The sequence below is a fragment of the Pseudomonas sp. B424 genome (genome assembly GCF_055408345.1).
On the sequence record NZ_JBUZTL010000003.1, the window covers coordinates 234,215 to 253,709 of the forward strand.

Genomic DNA, 19,495 nt, shown 5'->3' on the forward strand with positions numbered 1-19,495 from the left:
AGCCCGCTCCCACAGGGTTTGGCGTTATTTCGGCAGCGCGTACACCACCACCTGATCCCCCACCTGATCTTTCATGATCGAGTTGCCGCCCGCGACAAACGCCACGTACTGCCGGCCCTTGTATTCATACACGGCGGGGTTGGCCACGGCGGGGGCCATGACGATGTCTGACCACAGCTCCTTGCCGTCTTCCAGCGCATAAGCCCGCACCTTGGCATCCATGGACGCGCCGATAAACACCACGCCACCTGCGGTCACTGCCGGGCCACCAATGGTTGGCGAGCCCATGCTCTCAGGCATGTACCAGCCGTATTGCTGGACCGCACCCATTGGACGGCGCCATTTCACATCACCGGTGCGCATGTCGATCGCCACGATTTCACCGAAAGGCGGCGCCCAGCAAGGCATGCCTGCCCAGTTCTGCGCGTTCAGCAGGCTCATCCCGAAAGGCGCGCCGATCTGCGGGTAGAACCCGTTTTCGTTGCCCGCGGTTTTCGGCTGTTTGTCGTAGGAAGCGCGATCCCACAGCTTGATCATCTGCACAATGTGCGAGGTGTTCACAATGGCGACCTGGCTGACCGGGTCAAATGCCACACCGCCCCATTGCACGCCCCCGGCACTGTCCGGATAGGCCAGTACGCCGTTGCCTTTGGTGCTGGGTGGCGAGTACATGCCGTTATATTCCAGGCCGTCCCACATTTTCGAGCACTGGCCAAAACCGACGATGTCGGCGATTTTCCAGATTGGCGGCTTTTTGGACTGGTCCATCAACGGTGCAGGTTTGGTCGGGAACGGTTGTGTCGGCGAGTAGACTTCCCCGGCCACGTCACCTTGTGGCACCGGGCGTTCTTCAATTGGCCACACGTCCTCACCGGTTCGGCGGTCAACCGTGAACAGGAAGCCCATTTTGGTTGCTTGCACCAACGCAGCCACGGGTTTGCCATTGACGGTAATGTCCATCAGCGTCGGCGCGGAGTTTATGTCGTAGTCCCACAAGTCGTGGTGAACCCACTGACGGGACCAGACAACCTTGCCCGTATTGATATCCAGAGCGGTGGTCGAGGTACCCAGCGGGATCGGTTTGGTCCGGTTGCCGCCCCAATAGTTGGGCGAAGGTGAGGACACGGGGATGTACAGCAAGCCCAGTGCCGGGTCGTATGACATGGCGGTCCAGATGTTGGCGGTACCGGTTTTACCTGCCTCTTCATCGGGGATCGGTTTGAACTCCCACTCCAGTGCGCCTGTACGGGCGTTGAGGGCAAACAGCGAGCCCGGCGACTCGACTTCATATTCCCAGTCTTTACCGGCCCAGCCGACGATCAGCTTGTCACCGATAACGGTAGGTGGTTGCAGCTGCGACAGCGGCCATTTGGCGTTGACGGTGTTCCATTGGTTGACGTCCACCACACCGTTCTTGCCGAAGCCTTCGCACGGCTTGCCGGTGTCGGCATCCACCGCATACAGCTGCGCGGTCATGTTGCCCAGATACACCATCTTCTGGCAGGCCACGCCCGCTTGCGGGGTCTTCTCCTGCCAATACGACACGCCGCGTGATTTGAGCGCGGGCTGTGTTTCGGCCACCAGTTGCGACTTGGTGTCGTAGGTCCACTTCTCTTTGCCGGTCTCTGGCTCCAGGGCGATGATCCGGTAAAAAGGCGTGCCGACGTACAGCGTGTCATTGGCAAAAATAGGGGTGGCGGACCAGACCGACGGCGGTATTTTGCCGGTGCCGGAGGACATGTCTCCGGTGAAGTACTGCCAGACCTTGGTCAGTTTGCCGACGTTGTCCTTGTTGATTTGAGTCAGTGGCGAATACTTCTGCGCACTCAGTTGTCCGTGAAAGCTGTCCCATTCCTTGCCGCTGGGAATGGGCAGTTTGGCGTCTTCGGCAGAGATGCTGGACGGCGCCAGCAACGGAGGTGGAACGGTGTAGGTGTCTTGCGCGTGGGCGTTGGAAACACCTGCCAGCAAGCACAGCGCCGGTGCAGTCAAAAGATGTTTTTTGATCCCGTTCATATCGCGCTCCTTGTTGGCTTGGCGCCAAAGGTTTCAATGACAACACCCACGGCGTAGACCACCAGAACGGCAACGGACCACCAGCCGTGCAGCAGGCTCGCGGCGAAAATCGTCCCGATTGCACCGGCCCAACTCAAAAAGATGACGAAGTTTCGCAGGCCTCCTGCCTTGGTTTGAACCAGCAGTACGCCCAAAATAAACAGCACGAATTCGGCAAGCATCGTTGTGATTGCCCCCCCGGAATCGGTTACGCCGGACAACGGGGTGAAGAATCGCCAGGCCGTAATGGCCAGGGCGACCAGGGCCGTAATGATCATGATGTAGGCACCGAGATGGCGCCTGGGCGGTGCATAGACAGCAGAAGTACTCATCCCTTTCTCCTTTCCGTTTCATGCCTTCAGGCATCAGGAGGGTGAGTGTAGCCAAGGCGGGAGAAAAGACAGGGAGGAAGCAAACGGCAGGAATCTTTGTGGGAGCGTCGCACCGACGCTCCCACAGGAATTGTGAGTGTCAGTGCGCTTGCTCAACCTCTGCCGGCGCATCCTTGGTCACGTGCCGCACCAGTTTGCCGATGGTCAAACCCTGGAACAGGATCGACGACAGCACCACGATGTAGGTGATGCTCAGGATAAGGTCGCGCTCCGGGCCCAGTGGCAAGGCCAGAGCCAGTGCCACCGAGACACCACCGCGCAGGCCGCCCCAGGTCAGGATGCGGATGGTGCCGCGGGGCACGGTGCGCCAGCGGCGCAGAAGTACAATGGCCGGGGCCACGGTCAACAGGCGCGAGAGCAAAATGGCCACGGCCAGTACGCTGGCAGCCAGCAAATGCAGCCACGAGAACGGCAGCAGCAACAGCTCCATGCCGATCAGCGCAAACAGCAGCGCATTCAGCATGTCATCGAGCAATTCCCAGAAGCCGTCCATGTAGCGACGGGTCATCTCGTTCATGGCCTTGTTGCGGCCCAGATTGCCGATGATCAGACCGGCGACCACCATCGCAATCGGCGCCGACACATGCAGCTCACTGGCCATGGCCGACCCGCCGATCACCAGTGCAAGGGTCAGCATCACTTCGATCTGGTATTGCTCGATGCTCTTGATCATCCGGTACACCAGGTAACCGATCAGACCACCGAACACCACGCCGCCAATGGCTTCGTGGACAAACAGCATCGCGGTGGCGCTCAGGCTCGGGGTTTCGCCCAGTTGCACAATGCCCAGCAACACGGTGAACACCACAACGGCAGTGCCGTCATTGAACAGGCTCTCGCCGACGATGGTGGTTTTCAGCGGCTTGGAGGCGTTGGCGGTACGCAACACACCGAGCACGGCAATCGGGTCGGTGGGGGAAATCAGGGCACCGAACAACAGGCAGTACAAAAAGCTGATATGCCAGCCGAACAAGCCGAAAATCCAGTACGCCAGGCTGCCGATCACCGTGGTGGCGATCAACACGCCGACCGTGGCCAGCAGACCAATGGGCCAGCGATAGCTGCGTACGTCGCTGAAGTTCACGTGCAGGGCGCCGGCAAACAGCAGGAACGACAGCATCCAGTTCATCAGCAAGTCGCCGAAGTCGATCTGGCCGATCAGCTCTTGCACACGCTCTTCGAGACCCGGATAACCGAGCACGCTCAAGCCTTGCAACAGCAGGGAAAACATCAGGGCGGTGACCATCACGCCAATCGTCGGCGGCAGGCCGATAAAGCGGAAGTTCACGTAAGTCAGTAGCGAGGTCAGGCAGATAAACGCAGCAACAAGCTCAAGCATCCGGGATCCTGTGGTGGCGAGAATGAATGGAAACCCGATAGGGTCGGGCTATGTTTGGATGCCGGCGGGGGCGTCAGGGGCACATCCCCGGGGTGCGGCAAACGGACGCGAAGTCCGGGGTCATTGACCTCGACGTTGCACTGAGGTTGCATGGCGGACCTGGCGATGGTTGCAGGTTTATAAAAACAAGGAGTCTGTGGTGCTGGCAACAGCGTTGGTGTTGGTCGCGGCTGTGTTGCACGCGATCTGGAATACCCTGATCAAATTCAGTGGCGAGCGCTTTCTGGTTATCGCGTGCATGGACACGGTAGCGCTGGTGCTGGTTGCGGCACTGGTGGGCTTCGCGTCATTCCCGCCGCCTGAAATCTGGCCGTGGATTTTTGCCTCGGTGCTCTTCGAGCTGCTGTATCGGGTGCTGTTGATTCGCGCTTATCGGGTCGGTGATCTGGGGCTGGTGTATCCATTGATGCGAGGGCTTTCGCCACTGGTGGTGCTGGCGCTGACGCTGACCTTTGCCGGAGAAGCGCTTACCGGGCAGCAAATCATTGGCATTTTGCTAATCCCGTGCGGCATGGCCTGCCTGCTGTGGCAGGGCGGCGGCGGTGATCGTCTGCCGTGGTCGCTGCTGCCGGTGGTCGCACTGATCGGCCTGTGCATTGGCTGCTATACCTTCCTGGATGGTCAGGCTTTAAGGCGCTGGCCGCACCCTCTGGATTATCTGGTCTGGGTCACGTTGCTCAGTGCCTGGCCGTTTCCGCTGCTGGCGATCACCCGCAAGCGGGCTGCGTTTGCGCTGTTTTGGCGTACGCAATGGCGCTTGGGTGTGGCGGTGGGGGTTTGCGTACTGGCCAGCTATGCGCTGGTGCTGTGGGCGATGCAACTGGGCTCGATTGCCGAGGCAGCGGCCCTGCGCGAAGTCAGTGTGATCCTGGTGGTGCTGTTTGGTATGCGCTACCTCAAAGAACCTTTTGGCGGTCCGAGGCTCTTAGCCTGTGGGCTGGTGCTGATCGGCATGCTCGTGATGAAACTCTAAAAAGGAAATTCCAATGACGGTTGCCTTCTGGTGTGTACTGATTGCCTTCTGCCTGACTTACGTGTGCACCGCTTTTGCCAAGTTCAGCGATGGCAAGTTCGGGCCCAGGCAAAACCATGATCCACGTGCATTTCTCGACAACCTTGAAGGTTTTGCCAAGCGTGCCCACAGTGCCCAGCTCAACAGTTTTGAAGTGACACCGGCGTTTGCGGCAGCGGTGATCATTGCCGATATCGTGGGCAACGCCCAGCCTGTGACCATTGATGTGCTGGCGGTGTTATTCATTACCAGCCGCCTGCTGTACATCATTTGCTACCTGGCCGACTGGGCGATCCTGCGCTCCATCGTGTGGTTTATCGGCATGGGGCTGGTGGTCAGCTTCTTTTTTGTGTCGATGTAACGCAATCGGCACACTGTCTGTGGGAGCGAGCTTGCTCGCGATGCAGGCGATACGGTGTGCCTTATGCATCGCGGTGATGCCATCGCGAGCAAGCCCGCTCCCACAAAGATTTCAGTGCGTGCAGGTGCTTACTGCGGCAACGCCGCGCCTTTAGGCCACAGCAGCCAGATATTGCCTTTCTGTTTCATGTCTCCGGCGATTTGCCCTGCTTCAGGGCCGGTGCCGACAAAAAAGTCAGCCCGCACTTCGCCGGCAATGGCGCCGCCGGTGTCCTGGGCCGCAACCGGACGCACGATGGGCTGTCCGTCGGCTTGTGTGGTCGACAGCCACAGCAGGCTGCCCAGCGGGATCACCTTGCGGTCCACCGCTACGCTGTAACCGGCCGTTAGTGGCACGTTCAACGAGCCGCGCGGGCCTTCATTGCTGTCGGGGTTCTGGGTGAAGAACACGTAGCTGGGGTTGCTGGCCAGCATCTCGTGGACGCGCTGCGGGTTGGCCATCGCCCAGGCGTGAATGGTACCCATGGTCACGTCTTCTTTTTTCAGTTCGCCCTGCTCAACCAGCCAGCGGCCGATCGGCTTGTACGGGTGGCCGTTCTGATCGGCATAGCCGATGCGCAACTGACGGCCATCGTCGAGTTGTACCCGGCCCGAGCCCTGGATTTGCAGAAACTGCAGGTCCATCGGGTCGGTCAACCACGCCAGTACCGGCGCATTCAAGCCTTTACTGTTGATGGTTTCTGCGGTGTCGTAAGGCTTGAGCACACGGCCTTCAAGGCGCCCGCGCAGGCGTTTGCCCTTGAGCTCGGGGTAGATGCTGTCCAGGTTGACCACGATCAGGTCGGGCGGTATGCCATAGATCGGCACATTGGCGGCCTGGGTCGACTTGAGGCTGCCAGGGTAAACCGGTTCGTAGTAGCCGGTGATCAGGCCGTCGCTGCTGCCTTCGGCCGAGCGCAAGCTGTACACGTCCAGGTGTGATTGCAGGAAGCTGCTGATGTCGGCCACGCTCGGGCTCTCAGGCAAGGCGGCGGCATCGCCGCACACGGGGCCCCAGTTGGCGTCGGCCTTGAGTCGGGTACAGGCGCTGCGCCATGAAGCAAAACCGCTTTGCAGGTCACTGCCCGTCACTTCAGGCAGTGCGCTCCAGTCAGCCTTGCTGTAGGTGGTGTGTGGCTCGGGTTTGGCGGCGTTTTTGTCCTTGTCGGTGCCATTGCAACCGGCCAGCAACATGACAACGGGCAAGGCCCAGACCAGTGGCTTGAAAAATCTACTCATAGATGAAGTTCCTTCGAGGATTGCCAAGGTCATCTGACCGTCAGGCAGCCCTTGTATTCAATAGGGGTATTGGTCTTTGCAGGTGACGCGAGGATACTGGCGACCGAATTCTGTGACCTGAAGCGACCATGACTTTTAAACGATTGACTGTTGTAGTGCTGGCTTGCCTGACGCTGTCGGCGTGTGGCGGGGTGGATCCCGATTCGCCGCTGGGCCAGCGTAAAGCGATTTTCAAGCAAATGCTAAAGACCAGCGAAGACCTGGGTGGCATGTTGCGTGGCCGGATTGCGTTCGATGGCCCGCGCTTTACCGAAGGAGCGATCAAACTGGATGCTTTGGCTCATGAGCCATGGAGACATTTCCCTCAAGTCAAAGAGACCGATCAGACCAGCGCAACCGATGATGTCTGGCAAAAGCAGGCGCGTTTTCAGCAGTTGGCGCGGGAGTTGGAGGCGGCAACCGGAGAGCTGGTCATTGCCAGCCAGGTAAAGCCCTACAAAGCCGGCAACCTTGCGCCTGCCGTGCAGAAAGTCGAAGACACCTGCAGCGCGTGCCACAAGGAGTTCAGGAATCACTGAGTAACAACGAGCCATATCTACCTGTGTGGGAGCGGCGCTCCCACACAGGTTTTCAGTGAGGCTTACTTATCCAGCTGATCCAGCGCTTCTTGCAGTTCCTTGCGCGATTCGGCCAGTTTGTTTTTGCGCTTGTCGATTTTTTCCGGATCGCCTTTCTTCATGGCTTTGTCCAGGTCGGCCTGACGCTTGCTGACTTCGTGCTTGGCTTCCAGCACCTTGTTTTCGCGTTCCTTGCGCAGGCCCGCGTCGGTGCAATGGGCGGTCACTTCGCTCAGGGCTTTTTCCAGGCCAGCCACCTGATTGTCGTTGCCGTGGGCACGGGCTTGCTCAAGTTGCAGGGTGATGGCTTGTTTCTTGGCCGCGCAGCCGGTCAGTTCCGGTGCTGCATCAGCGGCCATCAACGGGGCAGCCAGCAGGCCGCAGACAGTAAACAGGGCGAGCGGTGAAAGTAATTTCATAAATGGCTCCATGATAAAAAATGACAATACAAATCCAGAAAACCGAAGTGCTGCAGTAGCTCGGGTAGCTAGTCGAAACCGGCAATCCCGGCAGCACGTAAAACTTCACTTAAAGCCTGTACGTTCGGATCACGAAAAAACGCGCTCAATTGTGTAGCACGCCGGGCGCCAATGCCAGGATGTGCCTGCCAGTCCTGAGGGCTGCGTGCGAGCAGTGCTTGCCATGACTGCCCCAAAGGTGCGCCGCCTGCGGGGGGCAAGCCCAGTGCTTTTACCCAGCGCTCGAACGATTGGCGCCGTGCGCCGTTCAAACTGTTGAGCAAGCGCTCGCTGCTGCGTTCGCCGAAGCCGGCAATGTTAGCAAGCTGTGCGGCATCCAGGGTCAACCAATCGAGCAGGTTGTTGATTCGTCCGCTCTGGACCAGCCGGTTCCAGGTTCCTGGCCCGACAAATGGCAGTGCTAAAGCCTTTTTGCTGCTTAGCCATATCAAGCGCGCCAAAAACTGGCTTTCGCACCCGGGGGTCGGTTGCCAGCAGCTCAGGGCGTGGTAGTTATCGGGATGGGGGACCTGTATTTCAATGCGTTCGCTGGCGCGTGACACCACGCTGTCCAGACGTGGAATGGTCATGCCCGCCAGGCTGATGGCGACCTGATCACCGGGGCGGATGTCCAGGCTTTGCCAGCGTCGCAGGGAGCCGGCACTGATGCGTTTGATCCGGCGGTCGTCGAGGCGCACCGGGGTCAGTTCCAGCATCGGCGTGATACGCCCGGTACGGCCGATGTTGAACGTGACCTTGCGCACCTCGCTCACTGCCTGGGCATGGGGGTATTTCCAGGCGGCAGCCCAGTTCGGCGGTTTGGGTTGCCAGCGTTCGGCAGCCGGGCGCTGGCTTTGGCGTAGCACTACACCGTCGCTGGCAAAGGGCAATGCTTCGTTGTACCAGTGCTCGCGCCACTGCCGGGCGTGTTCGAAATGCTCGATTGGCTGGCTGTAGGTCTGACTGTCGGTAAACCCCAGGGCACTCAGTTGGTTGAGCCGCTCGATTTGGGATGCTGGCCCCAGGGGCCAGTCCCAGACAAACAGACCGATCCCTTGACCTTGCTCCGGGCTCATCCGGTTACGTGCCATGAGCCCGGCAACGGTGCTGCGGGCATTAACGCTGCCCTCCTTGGCCTGCACGTGACCTTGCAGGCGCCAATACAGCTCGCCCTGCAGCACGGTGTCGAGCGGTTGCGGCAATTGCAGGGGAATGGAGGGGATGAGGCGGGCCGAACGAGTCCAGTCCTGGCCCTGCCGGCCATCGCCCCGGCTGATGACATGGATCAGCTGACCTTGCTGATAGACCAGCGTTACGGCTACACCGTCGACCTTGGGCTGGATCCATAAGCCCTGGCGGCCTTCGATCCATTGTGTAACCGCCTTTTCATCGGCCAGCTTGGCCAGGCCGGTTTGCACCACCGGGTGCGGCACCGGTCCGCTGGCCGTGCGCAGCGGGTTATCCACAGGCGCATCGGCAAAGCAGCGCTGCCAGTGTTCAAGACGGTTACGCGACTGGTCGTAGGCCGCGTCGCTGACCTGGGAAATACCCTGGCGATGGTAGCTGTCGTCCCAGCCGTTGAGCTGTTGTTTCAGGGCCTGATAATCAGCCTCGTCAGGGCAGGCATCGGCCTGGGTGTGAAAGGTCAGAAGGGCGAGCGCAAGCCCGCTGAAAATACGTAGTGTGGCCAGCATCGTGAGCGTCCTTGCCCGGGGTGGAAGCTTAAGGCTAGTGGAGGATTTTCGAGGCGCGATCCAGGAGATTTACCAGGTATTTCCTTATGCCCCCTTTCGGTGGGGCAAGGCGTTATCCCCGTTGATCTGGACACATAAAAAAGCCCCGAACAGTTGCCTGTCCGGGGCTTTTTATGCAGCAGGTTTAATTACAAACCGGCAGCAGTGCGCAGCTCTTCAGCGCGGTCGGTACGCTCCCACGTGAACGTGGTGAAGGTATCGTCGCCAACCGTTTTGGTCTGCGGCGTGCGGCCGAAGTGGCCGTAAGCTGCAGTTTCCTGGTACATCGGGTGCAGCAGGTCAAGCATGGTGGTGATGGCGTATGGACGCAGGTCGAACACGTCACGTACCAGCTTGATGATTTTGTCGTCGCTGATTTTGCCAGTGCCGAAGGTGTTCAACGAAATCGAAGTCGGTTGAGCAACGCCGATAGCGTAGGAAACCTGGATCTCGCAGCGCTCAGCCAAGCCGGCAGCCACGATGTTCTTGGCAACATAACGACCCGCGTAGGCAGCCGAACGGTCAACCTTGGATGGATCTTTACCCGAGAACGCGCCGCCGCCGTGACGGGCCATGCCGCCGTAGGTGTCAACGATGATCTTGCGACCGGTCAGGCCGCAGTCGCCCACCGGGCCACCGATGATGAACTGGCCGGTAGGGTTGATGTGGAACTGGGTGTCCTTGTGCAGCAGATCGGCTGGCAGCACGTGCTTGACGATCAGTTCCATCACGCCTTCGCGCAGGTCTTTGTACGACACTTCAGGGTTGTGCTGGGTCGACAGCACGATGGCGTCGATGGCTACAACCTTGCCGTCTTCGTAACGGCAAGTCACCTGGGACTTGGCGTCCGGGCGCAGCCAAGGCAGCAGGCCGGATTTACGGGCTTCGGCCTGGCGCTGAACCAGCTGGTGCGAGAAGGTGATCGGTGCTGGCATCAGCACGTCGGTTTCGTTGCTGGCGTAGCCGAACATCAGGCCCTGGTCGCCGGCGCCCTGATCTTCAGGCTTGGCACGGTCAACACCCTGGTTGATGTCAGGGGACTGCTTGCCGATGATGTTCATCACGCCGCAGGTCGCGCCGTCGAAGCCTACGTCGGAGCTGTTGTAGCCGATGTCGGTGATGACATCACGAACGATCTGCTCCAGATCAACCCAGGCCGAAGTGGTGACTTCGCCCGCGATGATTGCTACGCCGGTTTTCACCAGAGTCTCGCACGCCACACGGGCGAACTTGTCTTCAGCAATAATGGCGTCCAGCACCGCGTCAGAAATCTGGTCGGCGATTTTGTCCGGATGCCCTTCAGACACGGACTCGGAGGTGAAAAGGGAGTATTCGCTCATCTCGACGGTTTCCTAATATTTACCGATGGTGAGTGTCGCCAGATGGCCGCTGAAAGTGGCGGACCTGAATCTGGAAACCATTACGTAAGCCTACATAGAGGCTTTCCCCGGGAACGAGTCCCGCAGCGGTGGCCCAATGGGCCAGATCATCTTGTTCAAAACCCAGCCATAAATCACCGCAAGCCTCGCGGGCCCACGCCTGATTATGGCTGCACAACTCTGTTACCAGCAGGCTACCGCCCGGTTGCAACAAAGTTGCCAGTTGCTTCAAAGCTTCGGCCGGTGCAGCGAAATGGTGCAGGACCATGTTCACGACCACGCAGTCGGCTTGCAGCTGTGCCTCGTGCAGCGCGTCGGCCAGGATCAGGCTGACGTTGTTCAGTGACTCGCGTTCACACAGCTGGCGGGCCAGCTCAAGCATTACCGGGCTGTTGTCCAGTGCCGTGACCTGATGGAAGCGGCGGGCCAGGTCGGGCAAGAAGCTGCCGTCGCCGGGGCCGACTTCCAGGGCGGTGGCCGCTGGGTTGAAGCTCAGTTTATCGAGCAGCGTTAAAACGCTGTCCCGGTATTGCGGCAAGCCGGCGATCAAATCCTGTTGAGCGCGAAACTTCTCGGCTATGCGAGAGAAAAAGTCCTGACTGGCGGCTGCACGTTGCTCGTGTACCGCGCTGATTCGCGCCTGTACATCGGCAGGCAAGGTCAGGTTATCGACCTCTTCCAGCAGTGCTGCATGCAGTCTGCCGCCCAGTTGTTCGGTGTGGGGCAGGGCGCGGCGATAAAAAATCGCATTGCCTTCGCGCCGTGTCGCTACCAGCCTGGCTTGAGACAGCACCTTGAGGTGGTGGCTCATCCCGGATTGGCCGGTGGCAAAAATGTGCGTCAGCTCCAGCACACCAAACGAATCGTTGGCCAACGCGCGCAGCACGTTGAGCCGCAGCGGGTCGCCTCCAGCCTTGCACAGGGCGGAGAGCTCGTCGCAATCGTCATGGCGGATTGAAGGCACGCGTAAGTTCATGGGGCCGCAGTCTAGTTACCCGCTCAAGCCCCCGCAAGTTCAATATCGAAAAGTTTTGATATTGGTCGATAAGTGGCACGTTTGTCGGATGGGGTGTGCTTATTAACGAAATGAAATGTCCGATCCTCAACAGATTGACCGCCGGATCAAAGGAAAAACGTTTCAGCTGACTATCTGTCATTGCCCCGAGGGCGGTGCGTGAGGGAAAATGCTCGCCTTTTTTCCGTTTCGATTTAACTTTCAATACCCAGGAGAACAGCGATGCCCAGCCGTCGTGAGCGTGCCAACGCCATTCGTGCACTCAGCATGGATGCCGTGCAAAAAGCCAACAGCGGCCATCCAGGTGCCCCTATGGGTATGGCGGATATCGCCGAAGTACTGTGGCGCGATTATCTGAAGCACAACCCGAGCAATCCTTCGTTCGCTGACCGTGACCGCTTCGTGCTGTCCAACGGCCACGGCTCGATGCTGATCTACTCGTTGTTGCACCTGACCGGCTATGACCTGTCGATCGACGATCTGAAAAACTTCCGCCAGCTGCACAGCCGTACCCCGGGTCACCCGGAGCTGGGCTACACGCCGGGCGTTGAAACCACCACTGGCCCGTTGGGTCAGGGCCTGGCCAACGCCGTGGGCTTTGCCCTGGCAGAAAAAGTCATGGGCGCGCAGTTCAACCGTCCAGGCCATAACGTTGTCGATCACCACACCTACGTGTTCCTGGGTGATGGCTGCATGATGGAAGGCATTTCCCACGAAGTTGGCTCCCTGGCCGGCACTCTGGGTCTGGGCAAGCTGATCGCGTTCTACGATGACAACGGCATCTCCATCGATGGGGAAGTAGAAGGCTGGTTCACCGACGACACGCCAAAGCGTTTCGAAGCCTACAACTGGCAAGTGATCCGCAACGTTGACGGTCACGACCCGGAAGAAATCAAGACCGCGATCGAAACTGCACGCAAAAGCGCCCAGCCAACGCTGATCTGCTGCAAGACCACCATCGGTTTCGGCTCGCCGAACAAGCAGGGCAAAGAAGACTGCCACGGTGCTCCGCTGGGCAACGACGAAATTGCCCTGACCCGCACGGCCCTGAACTGGAACCACGGTCCATTTGAAATCCCGGCTGACATCTACGCCGAATGGGATGCCAAGGAAGTCGGTGCTGCAGTTGAATCCGAGTGGGACAAGCGCTTCGCTGCCTACGCTGCCGAGTTCCCGGAACTGGCAGGCGAGCTGTCCCGTCGCCTGAGCGGCAAGCTGCCAGCTGACTTCGATGCCAAGGCCAATGCCTACATCGCTGAAGTTGCAGCCAAAGGCGAAACCATCGCCAGCCGCAAAGCCAGCCAAAATGCCCTGAACGCCTTTGGTCCTCTGCTGCCAGAACTGCTGGGCGGCTCCGCTGACCTGGCCGGTTCCAACCTGACCATCTGGAAAGGCTGCAAAGGCGTGACGGCTGAAGATGCCAGCGGCAACTACATGTACTACGGTGTGCGTGAGTTCGGCATGAGCGCGATCATGAACGGCGTTGCTGTTCACGGCGGCCTGGTGCCTTACGGCGCGACCTTCCTGATGTTCATGGAATACGCCCGCAACGCCATCCGCATGTCGGCCCTGATGAAGCAGCGTGTGATCTATGTGTTCACCCACGACTCCATCGGTCTGGGCGAAGACGGCCCGACGCACCAGCCGATCGAGCAATTGACCAGCCTGCGTACCACGCCGAATCTGGACACCTGGCGCCCGGCCGATGCGGTGGAATCCGCAGCAGCCTGGAAATTCGCCCTGGAGCGCAACGACGGCCCGTCCGCGTTGATCTTCTCGCGTCAGAACCTCAACCACCAAACCCGTGACGCCGGTCAGATCGCCGACATCAACCGTGGTGGTTACGTGCTCAAGGACTGCGCAGGCGAGCCTGAGCTGATCCTGATCTCGGCCGGTTCCGAAGTGGGCCTGGCAGTTCAGGCTTACGAAGAGCTGACCAAGCAGGGCCGCAAGGTACGTGTGGTTTCCATGCCATGCACCAGCGTGTACGAAGCTCAGGACGCGGGCTACAAGCAGTCGGTTCTGCCGCTGCAGGTTAGCGCGCGTATCGCGATCGAAGCGTCCCACGCAGACTACTGGTACAAGTACGTGGGCCTGGAAGGCCGCGTGATCGGCATGACCACCTACGGCGAGTCGGCGCCTGCGCCTGCCTTGTTCGAAGAGTTCGGTTTCACCCTGGAAAACATCCTGGGTCAGGCTGAAGAGCTGCTGGAAGACTGATCCAGAAGTTGCGTCGTCTGAGCTGCCCTCTTCGCGAGCAGGCTCGCTCCCACAGGGATCTACATAGCCTGTGTGGGAGCGAGCCTGCTCGCGAAAGCGTGGCTCATGTAACGCTGGATTGAAGGATTCACCTTGGTAATCGAGAACCCCATGCCTCAACCGCGTCCTTACAAAGTTGCACTCAACGGCTACGGCCGGATTGGTCGTTGCGTCTTGCGTGCGTTGTTTGAGCGAGGGGCTGCTGCCGGGTTTGAAATTGTTGCACTCAATGATTTGGCCGATATGGCCAGTCTCGAATATTTGACGCGCTTCGACTCCACTCATGGCCGGTTCCCCGGCGAGATACGGATCGAAGGCGACTGCCTGCATATCAATGGCGACTGCGTGAAAGTGTTCCGCAGTGCCACCCCCGAGGGGATCGACTGGGCTGCGTTGGGCGTTGATCTGGTGCTGGAATGCTCCGGCGTTTACAACACCCGCGCCGACGGCCAGCGTTTTCTTGATGCCGGGGCTCCCCGCGTATTGTTTTCGCAACCGATGGCCAGCGACGCGGATGTCGACGCAACCATCGTGTACGGCGTCAACCAGCACAGCCTGACCGGCGAAGAGCGGCTGGTGTCCAATGCCTCCTGCACCACCAACTGCGGCGTGCCGCTGTTGCGTTTGCTGGACCAGGCGTTTGGCCTTGAGTACGTGTCGATCACCACCATTCACTCGGCAATGAACGATCAGCCGGTGATTGATGCCTACCACCACGAAGACCTGCGCCGTACACGCTCGGCGTTTCAGTCGGTGATTCCGGTTTCCACCGGCCTGGCCAAAGGCATCGAACGCCTGTTGCCGGAACTTGCCGGCCGAATTCAGGCCAAAGCGGTACGAGTCCCGACCCTGAACGTGTCGTGCCTTGATATCACCCTGACCACGGCGCGCGACACGGACGCCGCGGAAGTTAACCGCGTACTGCGCGAGGCTGCCACCAGCGGCCCGCTCAAAGGCCTGCTGGCCTACACCGAACTGCCCCACGCCAGTTGTGATTTCAACCATGACCCGCATTCGGCCATTGTCGATGCCAGCCAGACACGCGTTTCCGGCCCACGGCTGGTGAACCTGCTGGCCTGGTTCGACAACGAATGGGGTTTTGCCAATCGAATGATCGACGTGGCAGAGCACTATCTGCACGTTACCCACCCAAAAACTGCTCTCTAACATTAGAAACTCAGGAATTGCGACCCATGACCGTGTTGAAGATGACCGACCTCGATCTGCAAGGTAAACGCGTACTGATCCGCGAAGACCTCAACGTCCCCGTCAAGGACGGTGTAGTCACCAGCGATGCGCGCATCCTTGCTTCGCTGCCGACCATCAAGCTGGCGTTGGAAAAAGGCGCGGCGGTAATGGTCTGCTCGCACCTGGGGCGCCCGACTGAAGGTGAGTTTTCGGCTGAAAACAGCCTCAAGCCGGTGGCCGAGTACCTGAGCAAGGCCCTGGGCCGCGAAGTGCCGCTGGTCAGCGACTACCTCAATGGCGTCGAGATCAAGGCCGGCGACATCGTGCTGTTCGAAAACGTGCGCTTCAACAAGGGCGAAAAGAAAAACGCCGACGAACTGGCCCAGCAATACGCTGCCCTGTGCGACGTGTTTGTGATGGACGCTTTCGGCACTGCCCACCGCGCTGAAGGTTCGACCCACGGCGTCGCCAAGTTCGCCAAGGTTGCGGCTGCTGGCCCGTTGCTGGCTGCTGAACTGGACGCACTGGGCAAGGCGCTGGGTGCGCCGGCCAAGCCGATGGCCGCTATTGTTGCCGGCTCCAAGGTGTCGACCAAGCTTGAAGTGCTCAACAGCCTGAGCCAGATCTGCGACCTGCTGATCGTGGGTGGCGGTATCGCCAACACTTTCCTGGCCGCTGCCGGTCACCCGGTAGGCAAATCGCTGTACGAACCTGATCTGCTGGACACCGCTCGCGCCATCGCCGCCAAGGTCAACGTGCCTTTGCCGACTGATGTGGTTGTGGCCAAGGAGTTCGCCGAAAGCGCCGCTGCTACCGTGAAGCTGATTGCTGACGTGGCTGCTGACGACATGATCCTGGACATCGGCCCGCAAACCGCCGCGCATTTCGCCGAGCTGCTGAAGTCGTCAAAGACTATTCTGTGGAACGGTCCGGTTGGAGTGTTCGAATTCGACCAGTTCGGCAACGGCACCAAAGTGCTGGCCCAGGCTATTGCTGACAGCTCGGCGTTCTCGATTGCCGGCGGTGGCGACACCCTGGCTGCTATCGACAAGTACGGCATTGCTGACCAGATTTCCTATATATCCACCGGTGGCGGCGCATTCCTTGAGTTCGTCGAAGGCAAAGTACTGCCTGCGGTTGAAGTGCTGGAAAGCCGCGCCAAAGCCTGATGGTGTTTCAGGCCCTGAAAGGAAGCATGGACATGGTCAAGTTGTTACCGCTGTTGATGGTCGCGGGCTTTTTGGCCGGTTGCGCCAGTTCCGGCCAGCCAGTGCCCGAGGCTGCAACCCCTGAAGAGAGCGGTTGCTACCAGGCTGACTGGCAGGCGCAAAGCGTACCGCTGGTCAATAAACGCTCAGGGCCTGAAGCGCTGGAAAAGTACGAGTCGCCCAAAGCTTCACAAGAGCGCGGTTGCCCCTGATTTGAAATACAGCCTACTTGTGGGAGCGAGCCTGCTCGCAAAGGCATCAGCACGGTGAGGCAGATTTACCGAGTTGCCTGCATCGCGAGCAGGCCCGCTCCCACGAAGCTATAGCTGAAGCTGTAACGTTTCAGCTACGCAGAATTCGCATTTCAGGGGCAAACCCCTGATCCGCAATAACTTGAATAGCAGCCGCCGCTACGGCAGGCTTGCACGATTAACGACCCTTGTCCGGGAGAGACACACACAATGGCACTTATCAGCATGCGCCAGATGTTGGACCACGCCGCCGAATTCGGCTACGGCGTTCCAGCCTTCAACGTCAACAACCTTGAGCAGATGCGCGCCATCATGGAAGCCGCTGACAAGACCGACTCCCCGGTGATCGTTCAGGCTTCGGCCGGTGCGCGCAAGTACGCAGGTGCTCCATTCCTGCGTCACCTGATCCTGGCTGCAATCGAAGAATTCCCGCATATCCCGGTGTGCATGCACCAGGACCACGGCACCAGCCCTGATGTGTGCCAGCGCTCGATCCAGCTGGGCTTCAGCTCGGTAATGATGGACGGCTCGCTGGGCGAAGACGGCAAAACCCCGACTGACTACGACTACAACGTTCGCGTTACTCAGCAAACAGTTGCTCTGGCGCACGCTTGCGGTGTGTCGGTTGAAGGCGAGCTGGGCTGCCTGGGTTCCCTGGAAACCGGCATGGCTGGCGAAGAAGACGGTATCGGCGCAGAAGGCGTTCTGGATCACAGCCAGATGCTGACCGACCCGGAAGAAGCCGCTGACTTCGTAAAACGCACCCAGGTGGATGCCCTGGCAATCGCCATCGGTACTTCCCACGGCGCTTACAAGTTCACCAAGCCACCTACCGGTGACGTACTGGCGATCGACCGCATCAAGGAAATCCACAAACGCATCCCCAACACTCACCTGGTGATGCACGGCTCGTCCTCTGTTCCACAAGAGTGGCTGGCGATCATCAACGAGTTCGGCGGCGACATCAAAGAAACCTACGGTGTGCCGGTAGAAGAAATCGTTGAAGGCATCAAGCACGGCGTGCGCAAGGTCAACATCGACACCGACCTGCGTCTGGCATCGACTGGCGCCATGCGTCGCCTGATGGCTACCAACCCGAGCGAGTTCGACCCGCGCAAGTTCTTCGGCGCAACCGTAACTGCCATGCGTGACGTGTGTATCGCTCGTTACGAAGCCTTCGGTACTGCCGGTAATGCTTCGAAGATCAAGCCGATCTCTCTGGAAGCCATGTACCAGCGTTACCTAAAAGGTGAGCTGAACGCCAAGGTCAACTAAGACCCCGGCGCGTACTGAAAAGCCCGCAGCGATGCGGGCTTTTTTGTGGGTGTCAGTTGCAGCCCTCACCCCAACCCTCTCCCTCCGGAAGAGAGCTAGGGTGAGGGTTGTGCCTTTAACTGCTCCGGATCGACGCCGTTAGCCCTGAGCAGCGCATCCACCAGCGAGCGGGACATCTCGACCGAGTGCACCAGCGACCACACCAGCCCGCGCTCAATGCCACTGGCGAATACGGTGATTTCGTCCGAGACCTCTTCTGCGCTCTTGAGCATGAGCGAAACATGGGACAACGCCTCTATCGCACGAATATCAGGTAGCACGGCAAACGGTGATTTCGGGCTTATGAGCTGCGCCCGGGTGGGCTTGAGGCTGGCGAGGGAAGCAGGCGGGGCGTGTTGCAGGGCGTCCAGAATTTGCCCGGTGGCGTCATCGTGCTGATGATCATCGCGCTCGATGCGGCTTGCTTTGGGATCGTCGGGCGGCGTCTTTTTCATGTCGGTTCCACAGGGATCATCGGCGACTGGTGAAGATAGCCCTGCGGCTTTCCAGGCTGCAAGCGGCGCTTGTGAACATCGGGTTTTCTCGGAAATTTCCGGCTTTTGGCTGCCTAAAAGTCTGACGTGGGCGCCCGGGGATTGAATTCGCTACACTGGCGCACTTTTACGCTGTGCGTTGGCGCCCCATGACTGTTCTCAAATACCTCCAGGCTTACCCCCAGACCTTGCAAGAGCAGGTGCGCCAAATGATTGAGCGCGACCAGCTGGGCAGTTACCTGAGCGAGCGTTACCCGCAGCGTCACGCGGTGCAAAGTGACAAGGCCCTGTACGCTTACGCGCAGGAGATCAAACAGGAACACCTGCGCAATGCGCCGTCTTTTGACAAGGTGCTGTTTGATAACAAGCTGGACCTGACCCACCGCGCGCTGGGTTTGCACACTGCCATTTCGCGGGTTCAGGGCGGCAAGCTCAAGGCCAAGAAAGAGCTGCGTGTAGCATCATTGTTCAAGGATGCAGCCCCTGAGTTTTTGAAGATGATCGTGGTTCACGAGCTGGCTCATCTCAAGGAATCAGATCACAACAAGGCGTTTTACAAACTGTGCGAGTACATGTTGCCGGGTTATCACCAGCTGGAGTTTGACCTGCGGGTGTATCTGACATGGCGGGATATGCAGGGCAAAACCTGACACTTATCTTGTGGGAGCGAGCCTGCTCGCGATTGCATCACCGTAGTCCGGCAGAAAAACCGCATTACCTGCATCGCGAGCAGGCTCGCTCCCGCAGAAAGCCAGTAACCATCCGCACCAGGAGTTCTGTATGGAAGTCAGCAAAACCAAAAGCAGCTTTTACCGGCGTTTGTACGTGGCCTGGTTGATCGACAGCCAGACCGCCAGCAGCGTGCCTGCACTGACCGAGGTGACCGGCATGCCGCGCCGTACGGCGCAGGACACCATTGCCGCCCTGGCTGATCTGGATATTGCCTGCGAGTTTGAACAGCAGGACGGCGCCCGCAACCATGCCGGGCGCTATCAGATTCACAGTTGGGGGCCGATCGACAAAGCCTGGGTCGGCGAGCATCTGGTGCAGATCAGGCAGGTGCTGGGTTATCCCTGAAGCGGC

The 19,495-nt window shown here is 59.4% G+C and carries 19 protein-coding genes; 10 read left to right on the forward strand and 9 right to left on the reverse strand.

All coding sequences use genetic code 11. From position 1 onward, the window contains the following. Positions 1 to 24 precede the first annotated feature (24 nt). The 3 genes from ACZRMS_RS05820 to ACZRMS_RS05830 form a co-directional block, all read right to left on the reverse strand. Positions 25 to 2,016 carry a pyrroloquinoline quinone-dependent dehydrogenase gene (locus tag ACZRMS_RS05820; protein ID WP_463994495.1) on the reverse strand — a complete coding sequence of 664 codons (1,992 nt, stop codon included), beginning with the start codon at positions 2,014 to 2,016 and terminating at the stop codon, positions 25 to 27. Beyond that, complete coding sequence (locus ACZRMS_RS05825; protein WP_463994496.1) at positions 2,013 to 2,387, reverse strand: hypothetical protein; 375 nt, start codon at positions 2,385 to 2,387, stop codon at positions 2,013 to 2,015. The genes ACZRMS_RS05820 and ACZRMS_RS05825 overlap by 4 nt, the downstream gene beginning before the upstream one ends. 139 nt (positions 2,388 to 2,526) lie before the next feature. Beyond that, the gene (locus ACZRMS_RS05830; protein WP_463994497.1) at positions 2,527 to 3,786 is read right to left on the reverse strand and encodes a cation:proton antiporter; all 1,260 of its coding nucleotides are present in this window, start codon (positions 3,784 to 3,786) and stop codon (positions 2,527 to 2,529) included. A gap of 199 nt (positions 3,787 to 3,985) precedes the next feature. Between ACZRMS_RS05830 and ACZRMS_RS05835 the strand changes: the two genes are divergently transcribed. Both ACZRMS_RS05835 and ACZRMS_RS05840 read left to right on the forward strand, forming a co-directional pair. After that, positions 3,986 to 4,819, forward strand: a complete 834-nt coding sequence (locus tag ACZRMS_RS05835) for an EamA family transporter (protein WP_463994498.1) — start codon at positions 3,986 to 3,988, stop codon at positions 4,817 to 4,819. Between the two features lie 13 nt (positions 4,820 to 4,832). Then, positions 4,833 to 5,219 carry an MAPEG family protein gene (locus ACZRMS_RS05840; protein ID WP_463994499.1) on the forward strand — a complete coding sequence of 129 codons (387 nt, stop codon included), beginning with the start codon at positions 4,833 to 4,835 and terminating at the stop codon, positions 5,217 to 5,219. Positions 5,220 to 5,347: 128 nt separating this feature from the next. On the opposite strand, the gene mltA is transcribed toward ACZRMS_RS05840, so the two are convergent. After that, complete coding sequence (gene mltA, locus ACZRMS_RS05845) at positions 5,348 to 6,496, reverse strand: murein transglycosylase A (RefSeq protein WP_463994500.1); 1,149 nt, start codon at positions 6,494 to 6,496, stop codon at positions 5,348 to 5,350. A gap of 128 nt (positions 6,497 to 6,624) precedes the next feature. On the opposite strand from mltA, the gene ACZRMS_RS05850 reads away from it, so the two are divergent. Next, positions 6,625 to 7,074 carry a c-type cytochrome gene (locus ACZRMS_RS05850; protein WP_463994501.1) on the forward strand — a complete coding sequence of 150 codons (450 nt, stop codon included), beginning with the start codon at positions 6,625 to 6,627 and terminating at the stop codon, positions 7,072 to 7,074. A 62-nt stretch (positions 7,075 to 7,136) separates the two neighbouring features. On the opposite strand, the gene ACZRMS_RS05855 is transcribed toward ACZRMS_RS05850, so the two are convergent. From ACZRMS_RS05855 to ACZRMS_RS05870, 4 genes are all read right to left on the reverse strand, one after another. Next, positions 7,137 to 7,532 carry a DUF1090 domain-containing protein gene (locus ACZRMS_RS05855; protein ID WP_048361220.1) on the reverse strand — a complete coding sequence of 132 codons (396 nt, stop codon included), beginning with the start codon at positions 7,530 to 7,532 and terminating at the stop codon, positions 7,137 to 7,139. A 68-nt stretch (positions 7,533 to 7,600) separates the two neighbouring features. Next, positions 7,601 to 9,265 (reverse strand): NAD-dependent DNA ligase LigB, encoded by a 1,665-nt coding sequence (gene ligB, locus ACZRMS_RS05860; RefSeq protein WP_463994502.1) that lies wholly within the window; start codon positions 9,263 to 9,265, stop codon positions 7,601 to 7,603. 188 nt (positions 9,266 to 9,453) lie between these two features. Next, positions 9,454 to 10,644: a methionine adenosyltransferase gene (metK, locus tag ACZRMS_RS05865; protein ID WP_463994503.1), complete on the reverse strand. Its 1,191-nt coding sequence runs from the start codon at positions 10,642 to 10,644 to the stop codon at positions 9,454 to 9,456. A gap of 19 nt (positions 10,645 to 10,663) precedes the next feature. Then, positions 10,664 to 11,659: an ArsR/SmtB family transcription factor gene (locus ACZRMS_RS05870; protein ID WP_463994504.1), complete on the reverse strand. Its 996-nt coding sequence runs from the start codon at positions 11,657 to 11,659 to the stop codon at positions 10,664 to 10,666. A 261-nt stretch (positions 11,660 to 11,920) separates the two neighbouring features. On the opposite strand from ACZRMS_RS05870, the gene tkt reads away from it, so the two are divergent. From tkt to fba, 5 genes are all read left to right on the forward strand, one after another. Then, positions 11,921 to 13,918, forward strand: a complete 1,998-nt coding sequence (tkt, locus tag ACZRMS_RS05875; protein ID WP_463994505.1) for a transketolase — start codon at positions 11,921 to 11,923, stop codon at positions 13,916 to 13,918. 150 nt (positions 13,919 to 14,068) lie between these two features. Then, positions 14,069 to 15,124, forward strand: a complete 1,056-nt coding sequence (gene epd, locus ACZRMS_RS05880; RefSeq protein WP_048361216.1) for an erythrose-4-phosphate dehydrogenase — start codon at positions 14,069 to 14,071, stop codon at positions 15,122 to 15,124. 26 nt (positions 15,125 to 15,150) lie between these two features. Further along, positions 15,151 to 16,314, forward strand: a complete 1,164-nt coding sequence (locus ACZRMS_RS05885; protein ID WP_463994506.1) for a phosphoglycerate kinase — start codon at positions 15,151 to 15,153, stop codon at positions 16,312 to 16,314. A gap of 32 nt (positions 16,315 to 16,346) precedes the next feature. Then, positions 16,347 to 16,565, forward strand: a complete 219-nt coding sequence (locus ACZRMS_RS05890; RefSeq protein WP_048361466.1) for a lipoprotein — start codon at positions 16,347 to 16,349, stop codon at positions 16,563 to 16,565. Positions 16,566 to 16,814: 249 nt separating this feature from the next. Next, on the forward strand, positions 16,815 to 17,879 hold the full coding sequence (fba, locus tag ACZRMS_RS05895) for a class II fructose-bisphosphate aldolase (protein WP_004419605.1): 1,065 nt from the start codon (positions 16,815 to 16,817) through the stop codon (positions 17,877 to 17,879). A 95-nt stretch (positions 17,880 to 17,974) separates the two neighbouring features. Here fba and ACZRMS_RS05900 read toward each other — a convergent pair whose 3' ends face one another. Next, entirely contained in the window at positions 17,975 to 18,373 is a 399-nt protein-coding gene (locus ACZRMS_RS05900; RefSeq protein ID WP_463994507.1) for a hypothetical protein, read from the reverse strand. 188 nt (positions 18,374 to 18,561) lie between these two features. On the opposite strand from ACZRMS_RS05900, the gene ACZRMS_RS05905 reads away from it, so the two are divergent. Both ACZRMS_RS05905 and ACZRMS_RS05910 read left to right on the forward strand, forming a co-directional pair. Further along, entirely contained in the window at positions 18,562 to 19,062 is a 501-nt protein-coding gene (locus ACZRMS_RS05905; protein WP_463994508.1) for a M48 metallopeptidase family protein, read from the forward strand. Positions 19,063 to 19,192: 130 nt separating this feature from the next. Continuing rightward, positions 19,193 to 19,489 carry a winged helix-turn-helix domain-containing protein gene (locus ACZRMS_RS05910; protein ID WP_463994509.1) on the forward strand — a complete coding sequence of 99 codons (297 nt, stop codon included), beginning with the start codon at positions 19,193 to 19,195 and terminating at the stop codon, positions 19,487 to 19,489. The last annotated feature ends 6 nt before the right edge of the window (positions 19,490 to 19,495 follow it).